General features: G+C 74.4%; 16 protein-coding genes, 2 tRNA genes and 1 pseudogene. 12 read left to right on the top strand and 7 right to left on the bottom strand.

Annotation, left to right across the window (positions count from 1 at the left end; all coding sequences use genetic code 11):
- The first annotated feature begins 108 nt into the window (after positions 1-108).
- From IHE55_RS19875 to IHE55_RS19890, 4 genes are all read left to right on the top strand, one after another.
- Positions 109-3,060 carry a UPF0182 family membrane protein gene (locus IHE55_RS19875; RefSeq protein ID WP_197992126.1) on the top strand — a complete coding sequence of 984 codons (2,952 nt, stop codon included), beginning with the start codon at positions 109-111 and terminating at the stop codon, positions 3,058-3,060.
- Between the two features lie 41 nt (positions 3,061-3,101).
- Positions 3,102-3,175, top strand: a tRNA-Met gene (locus IHE55_RS19880).
- Between the two features lie 182 nt (positions 3,176-3,357).
- Complete coding sequence (locus IHE55_RS19885) at positions 3,358-5,238, top strand: tetratricopeptide repeat protein (protein WP_197990248.1); 1,881 nt, start codon at positions 3,358-3,360, stop codon at positions 5,236-5,238.
- A gap of 177 nt (positions 5,239-5,415) precedes the next feature.
- A tRNA-Met gene (locus IHE55_RS19890) sits at positions 5,416-5,489 on the top strand.
- Positions 5,490-5,963: 474 nt separating this feature from the next.
- Here IHE55_RS19890 and IHE55_RS19895 read toward each other — a convergent pair.
- Positions 5,964-6,380 carry a Fur family transcriptional regulator gene (locus IHE55_RS19895; RefSeq protein ID WP_197990249.1) on the bottom strand — a complete coding sequence of 139 codons (417 nt, stop codon included), beginning with the start codon at positions 6,378-6,380 and terminating at the stop codon, positions 5,964-5,966.
- A 157-nt stretch (positions 6,381-6,537) separates the two neighbouring features.
- On the opposite strand from IHE55_RS19895, the gene IHE55_RS19900 reads away from it, so the two are divergent.
- Complete coding sequence (locus IHE55_RS19900; RefSeq protein WP_307826751.1) at positions 6,538-8,010, top strand: catalase; 1,473 nt, start codon at positions 6,538-6,540, stop codon at positions 8,008-8,010.
- 186 nt (positions 8,011-8,196) lie between these two features.
- Here the strand turns inward: IHE55_RS19900 and IHE55_RS19905 are convergent, their stop codons facing one another.
- A complete protein-coding gene (locus IHE55_RS19905; RefSeq protein ID WP_197992128.1) occupies positions 8,197-8,613 on the bottom strand; it encodes a CBS domain-containing protein in 417 nt (138 codons plus the stop codon).
- A 460-nt stretch (positions 8,614-9,073) separates the two neighbouring features.
- On the bottom strand, positions 9,074-9,865 hold the full coding sequence (gene hisN, locus IHE55_RS19910; RefSeq protein WP_197990250.1) for a histidinol-phosphatase: 792 nt from the start codon (positions 9,863-9,865) through the stop codon (positions 9,074-9,076).
- Positions 9,866-10,011: 146 nt separating this feature from the next.
- Between hisN and IHE55_RS19915 the strand changes: the two genes are divergently transcribed.
- Entirely contained in the window at positions 10,012-10,710 is a 699-nt protein-coding gene (locus IHE55_RS19915; protein ID WP_197990251.1) for a TetR family transcriptional regulator, read from the top strand.
- Here the strand turns inward: IHE55_RS19915 and IHE55_RS19920 are convergent.
- From IHE55_RS19920 to IHE55_RS19935, 4 genes are all read right to left on the bottom strand, one after another.
- Positions 10,676-10,999 carry a DMT family transporter gene (locus tag IHE55_RS19920; protein ID WP_197992129.1) on the bottom strand — a complete coding sequence of 108 codons (324 nt, stop codon included), beginning with the start codon at positions 10,997-10,999 and terminating at the stop codon, positions 10,676-10,678. The genes IHE55_RS19915 and IHE55_RS19920 overlap by 35 nt on opposite strands.
- Before the next feature lie 313 nt (positions 11,000-11,312).
- Entirely contained in the window at positions 11,313-12,347 is a 1,035-nt protein-coding gene (gene rsgA, locus IHE55_RS19925; protein WP_197990252.1) for a ribosome small subunit-dependent GTPase A, read from the bottom strand.
- Between the two features lie 13 nt (positions 12,348-12,360).
- On the bottom strand, positions 12,361-13,740 hold the full coding sequence (gene aroA / locus IHE55_RS19930; protein ID WP_197990253.1) for a 3-phosphoshikimate 1-carboxyvinyltransferase: 1,380 nt from the start codon (positions 13,738-13,740) through the stop codon (positions 12,361-12,363).
- A gap of 100 nt (positions 13,741-13,840) precedes the next feature.
- Positions 13,841-14,581 (bottom strand): M50 family metallopeptidase, encoded by a 741-nt coding sequence (locus tag IHE55_RS19935; RefSeq protein ID WP_197990254.1) that lies wholly within the window; start codon positions 14,579-14,581, stop codon positions 13,841-13,843.
- 83 nt (positions 14,582-14,664) lie between these two features.
- Between IHE55_RS19935 and IHE55_RS19940 the strand changes: the two genes are divergently transcribed.
- From IHE55_RS19940 to IHE55_RS19965, 6 genes and pseudogenes are all read left to right on the top strand, one after another.
- Positions 14,665-15,483: an SOS response-associated peptidase gene (locus IHE55_RS19940; protein ID WP_197990255.1), complete on the top strand. Its 819-nt coding sequence runs from the start codon at positions 14,665-14,667 to the stop codon at positions 15,481-15,483.
- Between the two features lie 229 nt (positions 15,484-15,712).
- Positions 15,713-16,423 carry an alpha/beta hydrolase family protein gene (locus tag IHE55_RS19945; RefSeq protein ID WP_232265635.1) on the top strand — a complete coding sequence of 237 codons (711 nt, stop codon included), beginning with the start codon at positions 15,713-15,715 and terminating at the stop codon, positions 16,421-16,423.
- 264 nt (positions 16,424-16,687) lie between these two features.
- On the top strand, positions 16,688-17,377 hold the full coding sequence (locus IHE55_RS19950; RefSeq protein WP_197990256.1) for a sigma-70 family RNA polymerase sigma factor: 690 nt from the start codon (positions 16,688-16,690) through the stop codon (positions 17,375-17,377).
- Positions 17,374-17,772, top strand: a complete 399-nt coding sequence (gene rsrA, locus IHE55_RS19955) for a mycothiol system anti-sigma-R factor (RefSeq protein ID WP_197990257.1) — start codon at positions 17,374-17,376, stop codon at positions 17,770-17,772. The genes IHE55_RS19950 and rsrA overlap by 4 nt, the downstream gene beginning before the upstream one ends.
- A gap of 135 nt (positions 17,773-17,907) precedes the next feature.
- Positions 17,908-19,257 (top strand): annotated as a pseudogene (locus IHE55_RS19960) (HD-GYP domain-containing protein); the annotation flags it as partial.
- A 2,276-nt stretch (positions 19,258-21,533) separates the two neighbouring features.
- Positions 21,534-22,544 (top strand): tetratricopeptide repeat protein, encoded by a 1,011-nt coding sequence (locus IHE55_RS19965; protein ID WP_197990258.1) that lies wholly within the window; start codon positions 21,534-21,536, stop codon positions 22,542-22,544.
- Positions 22,545-22,581 lie beyond the last annotated feature (37 nt).

Below are 22,581 nucleotides of genomic sequence, written 5' to 3' on the forward strand. Positions count from 1 at the left end.
CGAAAACGGGAACTGGGTAAAGCCTGAGTAAGTTGCATCAGTGGGTCCTAGGATCACGGGACCGCTCATTCGACAGCGAACTTCGGAGTGCGCACCTTGGCTTTCCAGATGCCGGACCGCGGCGGAGGCCCCACAGGGCCACGGATCAGAGTCGGCCGACCGTCGCGGCGGGTCCGGACCCTGCTCATGACCCTGGGTGTGCTGGCGGCGCTGGCCATGCTCTTCGTCATGTTCGCCGGGTTCTGGACCGACTGGTTGTGGTACCGGTCCGTCCACTACACCTCGGTCTTCACCACCACGCTGTGGACCAAGATCGGCCTGTTCGCCGTGTTCGGCGTGCTGATGTCGCTGGCCGTCGGGTTCAACATCTGGCTGGCGCACCGGCTGCGCCCGCCGCTGTCCGCGATGTCGCTGGAGCAGCAGAGCCTGGACCGCTACCGGATGAGCATCGCGCCGTACAAGACGTGGGTGCTCGTCGCGGTCACCGCGCTGGTCGGCCTGGTCGCCGGCGCCTCGGCGAGCGGCCAGTGGCGCACCTGGCTGCTGTGGGTCAACGGTGTGGAGTTCGGGGAGAAGGACCCGCAGTTCCACAAGGACGTGTCGTTCTTCGCCTTCGACCTGCCCTGGTACCGCTTCCTGCTGAGCTTCGGCTTCGCCGCCACGGTGCTCTCGCTGATCGCCGCGGTGCTGGTGCACTACCTCTACGGCGGACTGCGGATCACCAGCCCCGGCGCCCGCGCCACCGGGGCGGCCACCGGCCATCTGTCGGTGCTGCTCGGAGTCTTCGTGGCCCTCAAGGCGGTCGCCTACTGGCTCGACCGGTACGGGCTGGCGGTGAAGTCCAGCGACTTCAAGGCCACCGGCAACTGGACCGGCCTGCGGTACGTGGACGCCAACGCCTATCTGCCGGCGAAGACCATCCTGTTCTGCATCGCGCTGATCTGCGCGGTGCTGTTCTTCGCCACCCTGTGGCGGCGCACCTGGCAGCTGCCGGTCATCGGCTTCGGCCTGATGGTGCTCTCGGCGGTGCTCATCGGCGGCCTGTACCCGGCCATCGTGCAGAAGTTCCAGGTCCAGCCGAACGAGCAGGCCAAGGAAGCGCCGTACATCCGCAAGAACATCGAGGCCACCCGTAAGGCGTACGGCATCGACAAGGCGGACGTGCAGGACTACAAGGGCGAGAGCTCGGCGGACAACAAGCGGCTGCGCGCCGACGCGGACACCGCGGCGAGCCTGCGGCTGCTCGACCCCAACGTGGTCTCGCCGACGTTCCAGCAGCGCCAGCAGGTCCGTGGCTACTACGGCTTCCCCAGCACCCTCGACATCGACCGCTACCCCACGCCGGACGGCAAGGACCAGGACACCGTCATCGGTCTGCGGGAGCTGGACATCGAGGGCATCCCGGAGCCGAACTGGATCAACAAGCACTTCAAGTACACCCACGGGTACGGCGCGGTCGCCGCCAAGGGGACCACGGTGACCGAGAACGGCCACCCGGAGTTCACCGAGAAGAACCTGCCCTCCGCCGGTGCCTTCGGCGACTACGAGCAGCGCATCTACTACGGCGAGCGCACCACCCAGTACTCCATCGTCGGCGGCCCGCAGAAGGAGCTCGACTACTCGGGCGACAACGGCGACGAGAAGACGTACACCTACACCGGCGACAGCGGCGTGAAGCTGTCCAACCCGCTGACCCGGGCCGCCTACGCGCTCACCTTCGGCGAGCCGCAGATCCTGTACTCCGGCGCCATCGGCGAGGGGTCCAAGATCCTCTACAACCGCACCCCCAAGGAGCGGGTGGAGGCGGTCGCCCCCTGGCTGACCATCGACGGAGACGCCTATCCGGCGGTGATCGAGGGCCGCATCCAGTGGATCGTGGACGCGTACACCACCATCAACGGCTACCCGTACGCCTCGCGCACCACCCTGGGTGACACCACCGCCGACTCCCTCACCGACGGGGAGCGCGAGGTGGTCGCCCAGGAGAACAAGGTCAACTACATCCGGAACTCGGTGAAGGCCACCGTCGACGCCTACGACGGCTCGGTGAAGCTGTACGAGTGGGACACCGAGGACCCGGTCCTGAAGACCTGGCGCAAGGCGTTCCCCGGCACGGTCAAGCCGAAGAGCGAGATCAGCGACAAGCTGATGGAGCACCTCCGCTACCCGCAGGACCTGTTCAAGGTGCAGCGCGAGCTGCTCACCCGGTACCACGTCACCGACCCGGCGCAGTTCTACAGCGGCAGTGAGGTGTGGGAGGTCCCGGACGACCCGACCAACAAGGGCAACTCGGTCCCGCCGTACTACCTGAGCATGCGGATGCCGGACGAGAAGGAGCAGACCTTCTCGCTCACCACCACCTTCACGCCGAACGAGCGCAAGACGCTCGGCGCGTTCATGGCGGTGGACGCCGACGCCGAGAGCGACAAGTACGGCACCATCAGACTGCTGAAACTGCCACCGAACACCCCGGTGTCCGGTCCACAGCTGGTGCAGAGCCAGTTCAACTCCAACCCGAAGATCGCCGAGAGCATCAGCCTCCTCAAACGCGGCGACTCCACGGTGGAGTACGGAAACCTGCTCACCGTGCCGCTGGACGGTGGACTGCTCTACGTCGAGCCGGTCTACGTCAGAGGCGCCGACACCGACTACCCGCTGCTGAAGAAGGTGCTGGTCTCCGACGGCGGCGACCGGATCGCCTTCGAGGACACGCTGGACAAGGCGCTGGACGTGGCGTTCGGTCAGAAGCCGCCCAGCGACGACACCGAGCGGCCGCCGGGCGACGGGGACGGTGACGGCGACGGCCAGGAGCAGCCGCCGGGCAGCACCGACCCCACGGTGCAGGAGGCGCTGAAGGACGCCGAGGACGCCATCGAGGCCGGTGAGAAGGCCATGCGTGACGAGGACGGCCCGGACTGGAAGGCGTACGACGAGGCGCAGAAGGACCTGAAGGAGGCGCTGCAGCGGGCCGTCGATGCCGAGCGGCAGGCCGCCCAGGGGAAGCAGCAGGAGGGCAAGCCCGCCGACAAGCCGGAGAAGGCGCGGCGGGAGGAGACCTGACGGCGGCCACCCCGCGCCGTGATAGTGTGAAAACACAACGGCGCGGGGTGGAGCAGCTCGGTAGCTCGCTGGGCTCATAACCCAGAGGTCGCAGGTTCAAATCCTGTCCCCGCTACTCGACGACGACGGCCCGGATCCGCAAGGATCCGGGCCCTCGTCGTATGTCCGGAAAACAGCCCGCCGGAAGTCCGGGTTCACACGTTTGACTTATCTCTCTGTGGGCAAGTCGACAAAACGCTGAAGTGACCTCACTGGCTGCGGTATACCAGGTGTACGCACGTTGCGGGTGATGCGACGATGGATTTCATGGGGGACAGGGCAAGTTTGTTGGAGACAGGGCGGTTTGTGCACGCGCACGACGAAGCCGAGGAGGAGGCGCGGTACCGCCGCGCCGCCGAGGCCGGTGACGCAGCCGCCCTGAGCGTCCTGGGCTCCCTGCTGCTGCGCCGTGGCGATCTGGACGGCGCCGAACCCCACCTGCGGGCCGCGTCCGCGGCCGGTGACCGTGCCGCCGCCAACAACCTGGGCGTCCTGCTCCACCAGCGCGGCCGGACCGAGGAGGCCGCGACCTGGTGGCGCACCGCCGCCGTGGCCGGCTCGGCCGCCGCCGCGCACGCCCTGGGCCGTCACCACCGGGAGAGCGGCGACGAGACCGCCGCCGAGTACTGGCTGCGCCAGTCCGCCGAATCCGGCCACACCCTCGGCGCGTACGCCCTCGCCGACCTGCTGGAGCACCGCAGCGACATCGGGGCCGAGCGCTGGTTCCGGGCCGCCGCCGAACGGGGCCACCGGGAGGCCGCCTACCGGCTCGCCCGCATCCTGGAACAGCGGGAGCACGACCTCGAACGCGGCCGGACCGGCGGCTGGTCCACCGGTACCGGACACACCGGCGCCCGGCACACCGGCACCGGCCACACCGGTGCGCGGCCCACCGGCACCGGACGCACCGGTGCCGCGCCCCCCGGCGCCCGCCGCCGCGCGGACAGCGAGGCGGAGCAGTGGTACCGCCAGGCCGCCGCCCGCGGCCACCGGCGCGCCGCCCTGCACCTGGGCACGCTGCTGGAGGAGCGCGGCGAGACCCAGGAGGCGGGCCGCTGGTACCTGATGTCCGCCAAGGACGGCGAGTCCCGCGCCGCCTGCGCCCTCGGCTTCCTGCTGCGCGACGCCGGCGACACCGAGTCCGCCGCCGTGTGGTGGCACCGGGCGGCCCAGGACGGCGACGGCAACGCCGCCAACGCGCTGGGCGCGCTCCACGCCGACCGGGGCGAGACCCAGACCGCCGAGCGCTGGTACCGGGCCGCGCTCGACGCCGGCGACCACAACGGCGCCTACAACCTCGGCCTGCTCTGCGCCGAGCAGGGCCGGGCCGTCCAGGCCGAGCAGTGGTACCGCCGTGCCGCGTACGCCGGCCACCGCGAGGCGGCCAACGCGCTGGCGGTGCTGCTGCTCCAGCGCGGTGACGCGGCCGGCGCCGAGCCGTGGTTCTCCAAGGCTGCCGAGGCCGGCAGCGTGGACGCCGCCTTCAACCTCGGCATCCTCTACGCCGGCCGGGGCGACGAGGCCGCCGCCCGGCAGTGGTACGAGCGGGCGGCCACCGCCGGGCACGCCGAGGCCGCCCTCCAGGTCGCGACCGCGCTGCTCCGGGAGGGCCACGAGGGCCCCGACGCCGAGCGGCACCTGCGGTGCGCCGCGAAGGGCGGCAGCGTGGAGGCCGCCTACCGGCTCGGCGCGCTGCTCGACCGCCCCCCGGCGGACGGCGAGGAGGCCGCGCCGGACGGCCGCGCGGAGTGCGAGGAGTGGTACGAGCGGGCCGCCCGGCACGGGCACCGGCGGGCCCAGGTGCGGCTGGGCATGCTGGCCGCCGCCCGGGGCGACGTGGTGGCCGCCGCCCGCTGGTACCGCACCGCCGCCGAGGCCGGCAGCAGCAACGGCGCGTTCAACCTCGGGCTGTTGCTGGCCCGGGAGGGCAGCGAGCCGGAGGCCGCCCTGTGGTGGACCCGGGCGGCCGAGGCCGGCCACGGCCGGGCCGCGCTGAAGCTGGCTCTGCTCGCCGCCCGCCGGGGGCGGCTCGCGGAGGGCCAGCGGTGGTGCGCCCGGGCGGTCGAGTGCGGTCCGGCGGAGGTCGCCGAGCGCGCGGCCCGGCTCCGCGACGCCCTCCAGCAGGAGCTGTCCGCCTGACCCGCGGCCGGGCCTCCGGAGGTCCGGGGCGCGTGCGTCACGGTCCGGGGCGCGCGGGCCGCCGCCCGGTCCGGCCGCCGGTGGTCCGGTGCCCGGCCGCGCCGCAGGGCCGCCGAGCGGCCCTGCCGGTGGTGATTTGCGGCTGCCTCCCGCGGCGGGTTAGAGTGGTCGAACCGACGCGGGGTGGAGCAGCTCGGTAGCTCGCTGGGCTCATAACCCAGAGGTCGCAGGTTCAAATCCTGTCCCCGCTACGAGAACGAAGGGCCCGGATCATCGATCCGGGCCCTTCGTCATGCCTGCCGCCACGTCCCTCCTGACGCCGATCGCCATGTCGTCTGCGGCGCTACGACCGGTGGTGTCTCGCGGACGGCGCTCCGCCCTTGCCCCGCCGGGCCGTTCGTCGGGTGCCCCGAGGCTCCGGGCGGTGTGGCGGCTCTGCCGTTGTGGGGGCGGTGGCGTCCCCGTCGTACGGCCGGCCGCGCGGCGGGCGCGGGGCGAGGGGCCGGGCAGATTCCGGGCGCGACAGTACGAGGGGCGGCGCGGGCCGTGCGCCGGGAGCGCACGGCACGGGTGTGGTCGGGGAAGTGGGCCGCTCGCGGTCGGCGGTGTGCGGGCCGGTGCGGTCAGGCGCGGAGCCGGCGGTGTTCCGCCTTGGGGCCGCGGCGGGGCGGGGGCGCGCGCTCGGGGCGTCCGGGGCGCGTCCGGGACCTCCGGAGCCCGCGCGGTCAGGCCGTCGCGCAGCCCGGGCAGATGCCCCGGTAGGTGACCTCGACATCGGACACCACGAAACCGAAGCGCTCCTCCGCCGGAAGGTCGGAGAGCGGGTCGCCGGAGGGGCGGACGTCCCGGATCGTGCCGCAGCGGGAGCACACCAGGTGCTGGTGTGCGTGGTGGGCGTTCGGGTCGTACCGCTTGGCACGGCCGTCGGTACTGACCTCGATCACCTCACCGAGCGAGACCAGCTCGCCCAGCGTGTTGTACACGGTCGCGCGGGAGATCTCGGGCAGCCGCTCGGCCGCCCGCGCGTGCACCTCGTCGGCGGTGTAGTGCACGTGGTCCCCGTCGAGGACCTCGGCGACGACGCGGCGCTGGGCCGTCAGCCTCCAGCCGCGTCCCCTGAGCCGTTCCAGCAGGTCACTCATGCCATTCACCTATCAGTCAGATAAGGACAAGGGTACCAGCGCGCTGTCCATCACCGGATCAGGTACGGACTTTCACCGCTTCTTGACTTAGACATTGTCCAATGTAGGATCGTGCTCGGCTCACGCCAAGGGACAGGACGAGACGCAGGAGGCGCACGTGACCGCAACGGACGAGGTCGGCATCGAGGGCCCGCTCACCACGGAATCCGGGGCCCCGGTCGCGGACAACCAGAACAGCGAGACCGCGGGCGTCGGCGGACCGGTGCTGGTCCAGGACCAGCACCTGCTGGAGAAGCTCGCGCACTTCAACCGTGAGCGCATCCCGGAGCGGGTGGTGCACGCCCGGGGCGCCGGCGCGTACGGCACCTTCACCGTGACCGCGGACGTGACCAAGTACACCCGCGCGAAGTTCCTGTCGGAGATCGGCAAGCAGACCGAGGTCTTCCTGCGCTTCTCGACGGTGGCGGGCAACCTGGGCGCGGCCGACGCGGTGCGCGACCCGCGCGGCTTCGCGGTGAAGTTCTACACCGAGGAGGGCAACTACGACCTCGTCGGCAACAACACCCCGGTCTTCTTCATCCGGGACGCCATCAAGTTCCCGGACTTCATCCACACCCAGAAGCGCGACCCGTACACCGGGTCCCAGGAGGCGGACAACGTCTGGGACTTCTGGGGCCTGTCGCCGGAGTCCACGCACCAGGTGACCTGGCTCTTCGGTGACCGCGGCATCCCCGCGTCCTACCGCCACATGGACGGCTTCGGCTCGCACACCTTCCAGTGGAACAACGAGGCCGGCGAGGTCTTCTGGGTCAAGTACCACTTCAAGACCGACCAGGGGATCAAGACCCTCACCGCCGAGGAGGCCGAGGTCCTGGCGGGCAAGGACCCCGACAGCCACCAGCGCGACCTGCGGGAGTCGATCGAGCGCGGCGACTTCCCGAGCTGGACCGTCTACGTCCAGATCATGCCGGCGGCCGAGGCGGCGAACTACCGCTTCAACCCGTTCGACCTCACCAAGGTGTGGCCGCACGCGGACTACCCGCGGATCGAGATCGGCAAGCTGGAGCTGAACCGCAACCCGCAGAACATCTTCGCCGAGGTCGAGCAGTCGATCTTCTCGCCGGCGCACTTCGTGCCGGGCATCGGCCCGTCGCCGGACAAGATGCTCCAGGGCCGGCTCTTCGCCTACGGCGACGCCCACCGGTACCGCGTCGGCATCAACGCCGACCACCTGCCGGTGAACCGGCCGCACGCCACCGAGGCGCGCACCCACAGCCGGGACGGCTTCCTGTACGACGGACGCCACGGCGCCGCCAAGAACTACGAGCCGAACAGCTTCGGCGGCCCGGTCCAGACCGGCCGGCCGCTGTGGGAGCCGGTTCCGGTCTCCGGCCCGACCGGCGACCACGCCACCCCCGCGCACGCGGAGGACGACGACTTCGTCCAGGCCGGCAACCTCTACCGGCTGATGACGGAGGAGGAGAAGGAGCGGCTGATCGCCAACCTCGCGGGCTTCATCGCGAAGGTCTCCCGCTACGAGATCGCGCAGCGGGCGATCGAGAACTTCCGCAAGGCGGACGAGGACTACGGCAAGCGGCTGGAGACCGCGGTCCAGGCCCTGCGCGGCTGAGCCCGGTCCCGCGGCGGGTCACGGACGGTGTCGTCCGGGGCCGCCGCGGGGGACGGCTCGCCCGCCGCTCGCCGTAACACCGGAGAGGCCGGACGCCATGGGGCTCCGGCCTCTCCGCGTACCCGCGTACCCGCGGATGCCGGGCACCGCGTGACGGGGGCCCGCGGGTGCCGGTACGCCGCCGGGTCAGCCGGCGGCCGCGCCCGCCACCGCGCCGAGGGACGGCCGCGGCGCCCCCAGCCAGCAGCGGATGATGTCCCGGACCGACATCACCCCGACCGGTTCCCGGTCGTCCAGCACGACCAGGTGCCGGAACCCGCCGCGGGACATCGCGGCGGCCGCCTCGTCGAGGGTCCACCCCGGGGCGGCGAAGACCGCGTCGGTGGTGGTGTGGGCGTACGCGGGTTCCCGGTCCGGGTCCTGGCCCGCGCCCACCGAGTTGAGGATGTCGCGCTCGGTGAGGATGCCGAGCACGCTGGTGTCCGGGTCGAAGACGATCGCGGAGCCCACCCGGCGGTCGGCCATCAGCCGGGCCGCCTGGCGGAGGGTGTGGGCCGGTCCGATGGTGAGGATCACCGGACTCATGGCGTCACGGACGAGCAGGGACATGGGCGAGCCACCTCCTCGGTGAACCCTTCGCGGGCCCGGCCGGGGCACGCCGTACGCCAGGACGCCCGGAGAAGGCATTCACAACTTCACAAGCGAGGTTTCTCATATTCACATGGGCCGTGGGGGCCGACAAGGGGTGACGGGGGGCCGGCCGGAGCGTTCGAGTCGCCCTCCAGCGCGGAGCATCCCCGGTGGAGCGGCCCGGCGCACACGATCCTCGCCTCCCCGCGCCGCCGGAGCCCTCCCCGCGCCGTCCGGCCGCTGCGCCCGCGCGGCCCCGGGCCGGCGCGCCCGCGCCGTCCGCGCCCGCGCACCTGCGTCGTCCGCGCCTTCGCGGCGTCAAGACGCCCGCGCCCGCGACCTCGGGGCGCTCCGGTCCGGTAGCCTCCGGGCGCCCGCGCACGCCCCCGGGCCCCGCGCCCGCGTACGCCCCCGCGCGCCAGCCGTCGGCCGGCTACCCCAGGTGGGCGAGCAGCTGGTCGTGCAGGAGTCCGTTGGACGCCGCCGCGTCCCCGCTGTGCGGGCCGGGTGCGCCGTCCAGACCGGTGAACGTGCCGCCGGCCTCCTGGACCACCACCGCACAGGCCGCCATGTCCCACAGCGACAGCTCCGGTTCGGCACAGATGTCCACCGACCCCTCGGCGACCATCATGTACGACCAGAAGTCGCCGTAGCCGCGGGTGCGCCAGCAGGCCCGGGTGAGGTCGAGGAAGCCCGCCAGCTTCCCCCGCTCCTCCCAGCCGCTGAGCGAGGAGTACGCGAACGACGCGTCCTGGAGCGCGCCGACCCGGGAGACCCGCAGCCGGCTCGCCGACGACAGGCTCCGCCCGGTGTACGCGCCGAGCCCCTCCGCCGCCCACCACCGGCGGCCCAGCGCGGGCGCCGACACCACGCCGACCACCGGCCGGTCGCCGCCCTCGCCCCGCTCCATCAGGGCGATCAGGGTGGCCCACACCGGCACCCCGCGCACGTAGTTCTTGGTCCCGTCGATGGGGTCGATCACCCACCGGCGCGGACCGGTGCCCTCACTGCCGTACTCCTCCCCGAGTACGGCGTCGCGCGGCCGGGCCCGCTGCAGCGAGGCGCGGATCAGCTCCTCGGCGGCCTTGTCGGCCTCGCTCACCGGCGTCATGTCCGGCTTGGTCTCCACCTTCAGATCGAGCGCCTTGAACCGCTCCATGGTGGTCGCGTCGGCGGAGTCGGCCAGCACATGGGCGAGGCGCAGGTCATCGTGGTAGTCGGGCATGGGCGAACAGTATCGACCGGGATGGGCGGGAGCCACCTGGTGACCTCTCGCACCGGTGTGCCGGTCGCCCGCCGGGGCTATTGACACGTTCTGACCATCCGTCATTCCATGAAAAGCCCGTATAAAGAGGGCGACGGAGGCGCACGATGCCCGCAGCTCGGCAAGCCCTGTTGACCGCGGCCCGCGCGGCCCTGGACCACCGGCCGTGGCCGGTGATCCGGATGGCCGAGGTCGCCGCGGCGGCCCGGGTCTCCCGGCAGACGCTCTACAACGAGTTCGGGGGCAAGGACGGGCTGGCCCGCGCCCTGGCCCGACGCGCCGCCGACGGTTACCTCGCGGGGGCCGAACGGGTGCTGCGCGGCGCGCCCGGCGGGGCGGACGTCCCCGAACGGCTGGCCTCCCTGGCGCAGTGGACGGTGGACGCCGCGCGCGCCGACCCGCTGGTGCGCGCCGTCCTCACCGGGTGCTGGGACGACCGGTTCCCCGCCCCCGCCGGGATCCTGCCCGCCGGGGCCCTGCCCGCCGGGGCCCTGCCCGCCGGTGCGGTGCCGCGCCGTCGGCGGCCCGGCCCGGCCCCGGTGCCGACGCCGGAGGAACTCCTGGGGCAGGTCCGGGAGCGCGCGGTACGGGTCCTGTCGGCGGGCCGGCACCCCGGCGACGCGGCGGCCCTGGCGCGCGCCTGCGAGACCGCCGCCCGCCTGGCGCTGTCCTGGGTGGTGGCCCCGGCCGGCCCGGACCGGGTGGCGGAACTCGTGCGCGGCGTGGTGCCGCGGCCGGTGCCCCGGCCCGGCCCGCACCGGACGCCCGAGGTCAGTGCGCGGAGCCGGAGAGCCGGAGCCCGATGATGCCGACGATGACCAGGACGATCGAGACGATCTTCAGTGCGGAGACCACGTCGTCCAGGAAGATCATGCCGTAGATGGCGGTGCCGGTGGCGCCGATCCCGGTCCACACCGCGTACGCGGGGCCCACGTCCAGCTTCTTCAGCGACAGCGTCAGCAGGCCGAAACTGCTCAGCGCGAAGACGCAGAACGCGATCGTCGGCCAGATCCGGGTGAAGCCGTGCGAGAGCTTGAGGCACACCGCGAAGCCGGTCTCCAGCAGTCCGGCGACCACGACGAGCAGCCACGCCATCGCCATCCGGTTGCCTCCTGTGCGCTCGGTGACCGCGGGACGCCCGGTGGCCTCGTGCCCGATGGGCCGTCAGGGCCGGGTGCGCTTATGCCTTTACCGTACCGACCCGATCGCAAACGTTCCCGGTCCGCCGCACCCCGGACGACATCGGTCGAACAGCCCCGGAGTGGCCTGCCGGTACGGTCTGCGGCCCCGTCCGGCCCTGCCCGGCAACCGCCGGCCGCCTCCCTCGCACCGGCCGGAACGACCGCGCCGGTCCCGGCCCGTGGCGCCGGGGCCGGGCAGGCCGCCCCGGCCCCGGGATCCGCCCCGGTCAGTCGCCCTCGCGCCGTTCCCGGGTGGCCAGCAGCCGGCGCAGCGAGTAGAGCCGGGCGGGCTCGGCGTGGCCGTCGGCCACCCACCGGTCCAGCGCGCAGTCCGGCTCGTCGTGGCTGCACGCCCGCGGACACTCCACGGTCCCCGGCTCCAGGTCCGGGAAGGCGTGGATGACGCGCGAGGGGTCGATGTGGTTCAGCCCGAAGGAGCGCACGCCGGGGGTGTCGATGACCCAGCCCGAGGCCCCCGCCACGCCCTCGGCGCCGTCCGGGCCGGGCAGCGGCAGCGCCAGCGCCGAGGTGGTGGTGTGCCGGCCCCGCCCGGTCACCGCGTTCACCCGGCCGGTGGCCCGCCGGCGCTCCGGCACCAGGGCGTTGACCAGGGTGGTCTTCCCCACCCCGGAGTGCCCGACGAACGCGGTGACGCGGTTGACCAGCCGGCTCCGGACCCGGTCGGCGGCGTCACCGTCGGCCAGCTCGGCACGGCTGGTCACCACGTACGGCACGCCCAGCGGCTCGTACGTCTCCAGCAGCGGCCCGGCCGGGGCCAGGTCGGACTTGGTGAGCACCAGCAGCGGCTCCAGCCCCGCGTCGAAGGCGGCGACCAGGCACCGGTCGATCAGCCGGGGGCGCGGCTCGGGGTCGGCGAGCGCGGTGACGATGGCCAGCTGGTCGGCGTTGGCGACCACCACCCGCTCGTACGGGTCGTCGTCGTCGGCGGTCCGGCGGAGCACCGAGGAGCGCTCCTCGACCCGGACCACCCGGGCCAGGGTGTCTTTGGCGCCCGACAGGTCGCCGACCACCGCGACCCGGTCGCCCACCACCACCGCCTTGCGGCCCAGCTCACGGGCCTTCATCGCGGTGACGGTGCGGTCCTCCACCAGGACCGTGAGCCGGCCCCGGTCCACGGTGAGCACGAACCCGGCGGCCGCGTCCTCATGCTTGGGGCGGATGCTGGTACGCGGGCGGCTGCCGCGACGGCCGGGACGGACCCGTACGTCGTCCTCGTCGGTGTGCTTGCCGTAGCGGCGCATGGCGGGCCCGCTCTCAGCTTCCCGACACCGCGGCCGCGGCGGCCGGATCGGCCCCGGCGCCGAGCATCGCCGTCCACAGCCCGGGGAAGTCGGGGAGGGTCTTGCCGGTGGTGGCCACGTTCTCCACCTCGACGCCGCCGACCACCAGGCCCAGCACCGCGGCGGCGGTGGCCAGCCGGTGGTCCTCGTAGGTGTGGAAGATCCCGCCGTGCAGCGGGCGCGGCCGGATGCGCAGGCCGTCCTCGGTCTCGGTGACGTCACCGCCCAGGTCGTTGATCTCCTTGGCCAGCGCGGCGAGCCGGTCGGTCTCGTGCAGCCGCAGGTGCGCGATCCCGCGCAGCACCGACTCGGAGTCGGCCAGCGCGGCGACGGCAGCGATCACCGGGGTCAGCTCGCCCACCTCGTGAAGATCGGCGTCGATGCCGGTGATCCGGCCGGTGCCGGTGAAGACCAGACCGGCGTCGGTGAGCTCGCAGGAGCCACCCATGTCGGTGAAGATCCGGCGCAGTTCGTCACCCGGCTGGGTGGTGCGCTCGGGCCAGTCCGGGATGGTCACCCGGCCGCCGGTGACCAGCGCGGCGGCCAGGAACGGCGCCGCGTTCGACAGGTCCGGCTCCACCACCAGGTCCCGGCCGAGCAGCGCGCTGGGGGTGACCCGCCAGACGTCGGGCTCGCCGCCCGACTCGGGGGTGTCCACCGCCGCCCCGGCGCCCCGCAGCATGTCCACGGTCATCCGGATGTGCGGCAGCGAGGGCAGCGCGGAGCCCACGTGCCGTACCTCCACGCCCTGGTTGAAGCGCGGGGCGGACAGCAGCAGCGCGCTCACGAACTGCGAGGAGGACGACGCGTCGATCCGCACCGGTCCGCCGGCCACCGCCCCGGTGCCGTGCACGGTCATCGGCAGGCAGCCGCGGCCGTCGTCGTCGATCCGCACCCCCAGCGCGCGCAGCGCGTCGATCACCCCGTGCAGCGGGCGCTCGTGGCTGCGCGGGTCGCCGTCGAAGCGGACCGGGCCGTCGGCGAGCGCGGCGACCGGCGGCAGGAAGCGCATCACGGTCCCGGCGTTGCCCACGTCCACGGCGGCCGGGCCCTGCGGACCGGCCGGGATGATCCGCCACGCCTCACCGGGCCCGTCCGCGCCGGTGCCCGCCGACACCGTCTCCTCGATGCCCACGCCCATCGCGCGCAGCGCCTCGGCCATCAGCAGGGTGTCGCGGGACCGCAGCGGGCGGCGCAGCCAGCCGGGCTCGGAGGCGAGGGCGGCCAGCACCAGCCCCCGGTTGGTGACCGACTTCGAGCCGGGCACGGTGACGGTCGCATCGACCGCCCCCGGAGCGAGCGGGGCGGGCCAGAGGGCGGTGTCAGCGCCCGGAGAAGACTCAGTGCCGGTCATGGCCTTCACTTTAGTGGTTCGCCCAGCGAGTGATTCCTGGCCAAAAGCGATGAAACTCAGTCGAAACACAGCACTGGTAACGGCCCGGGGTCCGGTCGGGTCACAGCCCCAGCAGCCAGGTCCCGCCACCGATCAGCGAGCTGAGCGTGACCACGTGGAAGAACAGCAGCCACACCGTCGCCGGGACGCCGGTGAGCCGGGCCAGCTGGTCCGGGTCGGAGTCGGTGCCGCCGGCCGCGGCGGACGCCCGGCGCCTGCCGTACGACCGGCGCTTGCGCTGGAGCTCGAAGGGCGGCCGGACACCACCCAGGAGGAGGAACCAGACCACGCCGTAGGCGAAGGCCGCCTGCACCTCGGGTCCGGTCAGCCAGGAGACCAGCAGGAAGGCCGCCCCGGTGACCACCACGGTGAGCACCCCGTAGGCGTTGCGGATCATCACCAGCATCACCAGCAGCAGCCCGGTCGCCCCCCACAGCAGCGCGGTGATGTGGTCCTCGGCCAGCAGCCAGGCACCGCCCAGCCCCAGCAGCGACGGGGCGGTGTACCCGGCGGCGGCGGTCAGGATCATGCCGATCCCGGTCGGCCTGCCGCGCGAGACGGTCAGGCCCGAGGTGTCCGAGTGCAGCCGTATGCCGTCCAGCCGGCGCCCGCTGAGCAGCGCCACCAGGCCGTGCCCGCCCTCGTGGGCGATGGTGATCGCGTTGCGGGCCAGCAGCCAGGCCGGCCGGTGGACCACCAGCGACAGCGCCAGCACCCCGGTGACGGCGACCAGCCACGGGGACGGCTCCGGCTGGCTGCCGACCACCCGGTCCCACAGCTCGGCGGCGTTCGTTACGTCCATGGGCGGGCGGCTCCTCGGTTCCGGTCGGTGCGTTCGGCGTCCCCCGCGCCACGGAGCGCGGGCGTCGTGGCAGTGTGGCACCCATGTGCGGTCGATACGCAGCGAGCCGGCGGCCGGAGGATCTCGTCGGGCTCTTCGCAGTGGACAGGTGGGAACCCGAGGAGACCCTGGAGCCGGACTGGAACGTCGCCCCGACGAAACGGGTCCACGCGGTGCTCGAACGCCCCCTGAAGGATTCGGGCGACCCCCGCCCGGTGCGGCAGCTGCGCCCGCTGAAGTGGGGGCTGGTCCCGTCCTGGGCGAAGTCGCCGGACGTCGGGGTGAAGATGATCAACGCGCGGGCGGAGACCGTGCACGAGAAGGCGTCCTTCCGCCGCCCCTTCGCGCAGCGCCGCTGCCTGCTCCCCGCGGACGGCTACTACGAGTGGGTCACCGGCGCGGCCGAGCGGCAGCTGGAGGAGCAGGGCCGGCGCAAGCGCGCCCGCAAGCAGCCCTACTTCGTCACCCCGGCCGACGGTTCGGTGATGGCGATGGCCGGGCTGTACGAGTTCTGGCGGGACCGGACGCTGCCGGACGACCACCCGCGCGCCTGGTGGGTGACGTGCACGGTGATAACCACCGAGGCGGAGAAGGAACCGCTGGCCGGCGCCGGTGACGGCCCCGGACCCCGGTCGCTCGCCGAGATCCACCCCCGGATGCCGCTGGTCCTCACCCCCGACCGCTGGTCGGCCTGGCTGGACCCGGCCCGCACCGACCCGGCCGACCTGCGGGAGCTGCTCGCCCCGCCGCCGCCGGACCTGCTGCGCGCCTACCCGGTGGGCACCGCGGTCAGCGACGTGCGGAACAACGGCCCCGAGCTGGTCACCGAGCTGGACGGACCCGAGGTGGGCACCCTCTTCTGACCCCGCCGCGCCGCCGGGGCGGGCTCCCCGGTGCGGCGGCCGGCGTGCCGTGGTGTCCGAGGCACGGTGCCGCCGTGCCGCCGTGATGACCTGTCCCGTGACGGCGTGAGCCCGCTGAGGCCCTGAGGGCGTGAGGCAGCGACGCAGCGAGGCCGTGAGGCGGCGACGCCGCGCCGCCGTGCCGAGGAAAGACCGTGACCGACCACCGTGAAGTGAGCGAGGCAGCGCCATGAGCAGGACCGACGACGGGACCCGGACGCCGGACGGCGCCGGGGGTGACGGGGACGGCCGCGGCGGCGGGACCGGGCCGGTCACCACCCGGACCGTGCCCACCCCGGTGGGCGACGCCCGGATCACCTGGCACCCGGCCCGGGCCGCCCGCGCGGTCCTGGCGGTGAGCCACGGCGCCGGCGGCGGCATCGAGGCCCGCGACCTGGTGGCCCTGGCCGCCGCGCTGCCGCCCCGGGGCGTCACCGTCGCCCTGGTGGAACAGCCCTGGCGGGTGGCGGGCAAGAAGGTCGCCCCGGCCCCGAAGACCCTGGACGCGGGGTGGACCGCCGTGTGGCCCGCGCTGTGCGCCCCGGGGCTGCCGGTGGTGGCGGGCGGGCGCAGCGCCGGCGCCCGGGTGGCCTGCCGCACGGGTGCCGAGCTCGGCGCGCACGCGGTGCTGGCGCTCGCGTTCCCGCTGCACCCGCCGAGGAAGCCGGAGAAGTCCCGGGCCGGGGAACTGACCGGGACCGGGCTGCCCACCCTGGTGGTGCAGGGCGACCGGGACCCCTTCGGCCGGCCCGGGGAGTTCCCGGAGGGCACCGCGCTGGTGGCGGTGCCGGGTGCCGACCACGGGTTCGCCGTGCCGCGCACCGGCGCCGTCACCCAGGCGGAGGCACTGGCTCAGCTCACCGGGGCGGTCGGCGACTGGCTGGAAAAGATTCTCGGCTGACCCGGGAATGCGGCGCCGGGGCCCGGTGTTGACCGTGGCGTCGGAACACAGACGCTTCGGTACGCAGAGGCCACCGCAACAGAAGTAGGGAGTCCCCGCATGGGTTCGCTTGCCTGCCCGGCCCGCCCGCAGTCCGCCGGCTTCGACTGGGCGCAGCTGCAGGTGGCGCCTGCCGCCAGGACAGAAGGGGCGAGCGGATCGGATCGTCGTCTATTCTCCGATTCAAGTGGTTCCGGATCCGGTTCCACCACGGTCTTGGAGGAGGTGGGTCAGGTCACTGGCACCGACGCGGGGGCCGACGGCACGGGCGCGGAGCAGCTGGACGAGCGTGGCCGGGAGACGTCCACGGAGCGCAACGCGCGTTTCGAGCGGGACGCCCTGACCTTCCTCGACCAGATGTACTCCGCGGCGCTGCGGATGACGCGCAACCCGGCCGACGCGGAGGACCTGGTTCAGGAGACCTACGCCAAGGCGTACGCGTCCTTCCACCAGTTCCGTGAGGGCACCAACCTCAAGGCCTGGCTGTACCGCATCCTGACCAACACCTTCATCAACTCGTACCGCAAGAAGCAGCGCGAGCCCCAGCGCAGCGCCGCCGAGGAGATCGAGGACTGGCAGCTGGCGCGGGCCGAGTCGCACATGTCCACGGGCCTGCGCTCCGCCGAGTCCCAGGCACTCGACCACCTGCCGGACTCCGATGTCAAGGAGGCCCTTCAGGCCATCCCGGAGGAATTCCGCATCGCGGTCTACCTCGCCGACGTCGAAGGGTTTGCGTACAAGGAGATCGCGGACATCATGGGGACACCCATCGGTACCGTGATGTCCCGTCTGCACCGGGGGCGCCGCCAGCTCCGCGGCCTGCTGGAGGACTACGCCCGTGGGCGCGGTCTGGTCCCGGCGGGCGCGGGTGCCGCGGCCGACGAGTCGCACGATCGGAAAGGCTCGGACTCATGAGCTGCGGAGATCCTCACGAGACGGACTGCTCCGAGGTTCTCGACCACCTCTACGAGTTCCTCGACCACGAGATGCCCGAGGGCGACTGCGCCAAGTTCGAGGTGCACATCGACGAGTGCTCCCCGTGCCTGGAGAAGTACGGCCTGGAGCAGGCCGTGAAGAAGCTCGTCAAGCGGTGCTGCGGCCACGACGACGTGCCGAGTGACCTGCGGTCCAAGGTCATGGGGCGGATCGAGCTGATCCGCTCCGGCCAGGTGACACCCGAGATGGACCTCGGCCGCCCGCTGCACGGCGGGACCGCCGCGCAGGGTCAGGGCAGTGCGAACGCCCAGGCCGCAGGTCCCGGTGGCGGGCCGCGCACGGACTCGGACGTTCCGGCCACCGCGCAAGACTGAACCAGAAATCACCCGAACGAGTGCATTGAACGGGCGCATCCGGCCTAAAGCCCCGATGCGCCCGCCTCGTCCCCGGCTCGGCAATATCCTCCCCAACCTGACGGCACTGATCGAGCAGGCGGGAGGAGGGGGGCCATGCGGTCGTTGCCTCCCGAGGCGTGTGCCTACATCCTGTGCGCCTCCCTGGCCGCCGCCGCCCTCGCCTCGCCCGCGGTGCTCCCCGGGGCGCCGACCCCCTGGTCCAGCGCGGTCCCGCTCGCCGCGCTGTGTGTGGTGGTCGCCGCCGGGCCCGCCGCCGAGTGCCGCGCCCCGGCCCTGCTGGCCGGCGCCATGCTGCTGCCACCGGCCGCCACCGCCCTGATCGCCCTGCCCGCCGGACTCGCCGGCCGGGTGGCGGACCCCCCGGTCACCGCCCGGCGCTGCTGGCGCGCCGCCCACCTCGCCATCGCCGCCGCGGCGGCCTCCTCGGTGTTCGCCCTCGGCGGCGGCCGGACCGCGCTCGACGGGCCCGACCTGCCGTTCGCCATCCTGCCGGCGCTCGCCGCCGCGGGTGTCTTCGCGGCGGTCCGCACCGCGCTGGAGGGCGGGGTGCTGGTCACCGCCGAGCGGTGCCCGCCCCGAGTGGCCTGGGGCCCGCGGTCGGCGGCCGCCCTCCTGCCGTGCCTGGTGCACGCCCCGGCGGCGCTGGCCGCGGCGCTGCTGTGGCGCAGCCCGTACGGACCGGCCGCCGCGGTCCTGGTGCTGCTGCCGCTGACCGCCTCCGCCTCGGTGCTCGCCCGCTGCCACCGGGAGGGCACCGATCGCCAGGCGGCCGTACGGGCCCTGGTGCAGGCGATCGGGGTGAAGGACCGGTACACCCGGGGCCACGGCGAGCGGGTGGGCCGGGCCGCGCTGCTGATCGCCCGCGAACTGGGCATGACGCGCGAGCGGCAGGAGGTGCTGCGCGTCGCCGGGACCCTGCACGACGTCGGGAAGATCGGCGTCCCCACCCGGGTGCTGCGCAAGGACGGGCCGCTCACGCCCGCCGAGCTCCGCACCATCCGGCTCCACCCGGAGTACGGGCACGAGATGGTCCGCGGCATCGACGTGCTGGCCGAGGCCAGGGCGGCGATCCTCCACCACCACGAGCGGCTGGACGGCACCGGCTACCCCTACGGCCTCAAGGGCGGCGAGATCCCCGAATCGGCGCGGGTGGTGGCGGTCGCCGACGCCTTCGACGCGATGACCTCGCACCGCAGCTACCGCCGGGCCGCACCGGTGCCGCGGGCGGTGGAGGAGCTGCGGCGCTGCGCGGGCAGCCAGTTCGACCCCGCGATGGTGCGGGCGCTGGCCGCCGCGCTGGACCGGGAGGGCTGGGAGGCCCCCGGACCCCCGCAGGACCCACCGGGCGGACGCCCCGCGCCAGGCGCCGGGGACCCGCCGCAGCCCGGCGGAGACGGTTGCGGAAACGTCCCGCCACGCCCCGTACGGCATCCCGAGGGACCCGCCTGGCACTCCACCGCATCGGCCCGGCATCCCGCCGGGCCGCCTCGTGCGACCCCGGCCCCTGTCCCGTGGACCCGTCGGCCGGGCCGCTTTCCGAGACACCCCTGCCCCGCCGGGGCGTCTCCCGCCGGCCCGCCGCCGGTCGTACCGCCTTCCGTGGACGGCCACCCCCGCCGACCTGCCCGCCACGCCCCCCCCGGCCCCGCGGCCCAAAGCCCCGCCGCCCGCCTGCCGGCCGGGCCGTCCCGCGCCTCTCGCCGTTCCGCCGGGCCGCCCGCCGAGGACCCCGGTCGGGGATGCCGGCCCGGTGACCGGCCCCGGCCCGCCGGCCGCCCCCGCGACCCCGCCCGGCGCCCGGTGATGCCCGGCCGCGACCGGGCCGGCCCGGCGGACGTGACCCCGCTCCGGGCGGACCGGAGCCCGGCGCGGCCACCCGGGCGCGGCGTCCGGGCCGGTGCCGACGGGCGGGCGGGGACCGGAGTCCGGCCCGGAGCCGGCGCACGGCCCGGGGCCGCCGGGCGGGGCGGGTCCGGTGGACGGCACCGTGCCCCTCGCCCCACCCGTGCCCCGCACGCCTCGCCGACCGGCGCGCTCACCCTCGCCGCCCTCTACGGCGCGGCCGGGGCGCTCACCCTCGCCGCCGTCGGCTGGACCCAGTGGCACGGCCTGCGCAGCCCGGGGGCGGCGCTCGCCTTCGGGTTCCTGATCGCGGTGGGGGAGGCGCTGCGCCGGGGCGACCGCGACCGTACGGCCGCGCCCGCCCCCGGGGCGGGACCGGCCCCCGCGGACGGGGCCGACCCGGTGGCCCGCGACCCGGCCCCGCTCGCCGCCGCCGGCGCGCTCGGCTACGTGCTGCTGGAACGGCTGCAGGGGGTGGCGCTCGCGGCCGGCGGGCCGCAGGCCGTCGCGGTGGTGGCCGCCGCCGGTCTGGCCGGCGCGGTGCCCCGGCTCGTCCGCGCCGGCGTGCGCCCGGACGATCACTTCGCCGTCCTGGACCAGCTGGTCCGCCGGGTGCTCACCGCCGCCTTCGCCGTGGGCTGTGCCCAGTCGCTCGACCCGGACCGGACGGCCGTGGCGCCCCGGCCGGAGCACGGCGCGTACCACGTGGGCTGCCTGCTGGCGCTCACCGGGCTGACCGTCCTGTTCGACGCGGTGCTCGCCGCCGCCCTCGCGCACGGCCGCACCGGGCGGCGGTACGGCCGGCTGCTCGGCGACGAGGTGCGGACGCTGCCCGGCGCGGGGGCCGCGGTGTGCGCGGCCGGGGTGGTCACCGCGCTGGCGGTCTCGGTGGCGGGCCTGTGGGCGCTGCCCCTGGTCAGCGGGCCGCTGCTGATGAGCCAGTACTCCTACCGCCGGTACGCCCGGGCCCGCGCGGTCCACCGGCAGACCGTCGCCTCGCTGGCCCGGGCCACCGAGATCGCCGGGTACACCCCGTACGGCCACGCCCGCCAGGTGGCCGAGGTGAGCGGCGCGGTGGGCCGGGAGCTGGGGCTGACCGCCCGGGAACTGGCGGTGCTCGACCAGGCCGCCCTGCTGCACGACGTCGGGCAGCTGTCGCTGGTGGACCCGGTGCCCGCCGGGGCCACCGAGCCGCTGCCGGAGGCCGAGCGCCGGCGGATCGCCCGGCTGGGCGGGGCGGTGGTCCGCCGTACCGGAGCCCCGGTCCAGGTGGCGGCGGCCGTGGAGCGGCAGGCCGAGCCGTACCGGGAGGCGCCGCCGGCCTCCCGGATCGTCCGGGTGGCCAACGCCTTCAGCGAGCTGACGGGGGTGGCGGGCCCGGGGCCGCGCGGCGTGCGGTACGCGCTGGAGCGGCTGCGCGGGGCCACCGCCCGGGAACTGGACCCCGAGGTGGTGGCGGCGCTGGCCCGGGTGGTGGGCCGCGGCGCCGCGGTGCCGGTGCCCCGCCCGGGCCGCCCGGCGTTCGCCGCGGGGGCCTCCAGGCGCTGCCCGGACCCGGCCGGGACCCGGGGTGTCCCGGCCGCAGCGGGCCGTGGGCCGGAGGGGCAATCGGCACCCGGTGCCGCGGGACCGGGGCGGCCGGCCGGGGAACCCATGGGTAAGGAGCGGGCGCCCGAACCGGCATGGTTGGATGCCACATAAGGGGTGTCGGGCCGTTCACCGGTGGCAAGAAGAGTGGTGGGCGCCGCTCCCCGGGCGAATCCAGAAGGCCGGGCTGAGATGTCGGCGAATGTGTGGCAGGTTGTCGTCGGGGGAGGGCGTCGCCGTCCGCTCAGACATCGGGTGCGGGACAACGGAGAAACCGGCAGGCGGGAATCGTGAAGATCTTCGGCAAGGCACGGCACCGGCCCTCCGCCTCGTGGCGGCAGGCGACCGACCGTGCGTTCACGCTCATCGGCGACGGCCGGTACGAGGACGCGGGAGCGCTGCTGACCCGCGCCGCCGACATGGAGCCCTGGCTGTCCGAATCGTGGTTCAACCTCGCGTTGCTGCACAAGTTCCGGCACGACTGGGAGCAGGCGCGCGCCGCCGGGCTGCGCGCCGTGGCCCTGCTGGACCGGGCGACGGGCGCGCCGGACTGGTGGAACGTGGGGATCGCCGCCACCGCGCTGCAGGACTGGCCGCTGGCCCGCCGCGCCTGGCAGGCGTACGGGCTCAAGGTGCCGGGGGACCGGCAGCCGGGGGGCGGGTCGGGCGAGCCGCTGGGGATGGAGCTGGGCAGCGCCGCGGTGCGGCTGTCGCCGGAGGGCGAGGCCGAGGTGGTCTGGGGCCGCCGGCTGGATCCTGCCCGGATCGAGGTGCTGAGCATCCCGCTGCCGTCGTCCGGCCGGCGCTGGGGTGAGGTGGTGCTGCACGACGGGGTCCCGCACGGGGAGCGCACCATCGTCTCCGAGGCCGACGGCGTGACCCGGGTGTACCCGGTGTTCGACGAGATCGAGCTGTGGGCGCCGTCGCCGGTGCCGACCTGGGTGGTGCTGCTGGAGGCCGCCACGGAGGCGGACCGGGACGCGCTGGAGCGGCTGGCGGCGGACGCCGGGTTCGCCGCCGAGGACTGGTCCTCGTCGGTGCGGCTGCTGTGCCGGTCCTGCTCGGAGAGCCGGATGCCCAGCGACGAGGGCGACGGGGAGCACCTGGACCCGCACGACCACAGCGAGCCCGGTCACCCGGGGCCGCTCGGGCACCGGACGGCGGGTTCCGGTTCGCTGTGGGTGCCGGAGCGGGAGTGCGGCATCGCGGCACCGGCCGGCCTGGTGCGCGGCCTGCTGGACGGCTGGGTCGCCGACAGCCCCGACACCCGCGAGTGGCGGGACCTGGAAGAGGTCTGCTGAACCTGGTCCGGCCCCGGCCGGTGCCGAACCGGCCATC

The sequence above is a fragment of the Streptomyces pactum genome, assembly GCF_016031615.1.
In the GTDB taxonomy this organism is placed as follows: Bacteria; Actinomycetota; Actinomycetes; order Streptomycetales; family Streptomycetaceae; genus Streptomyces; species Streptomyces pactus.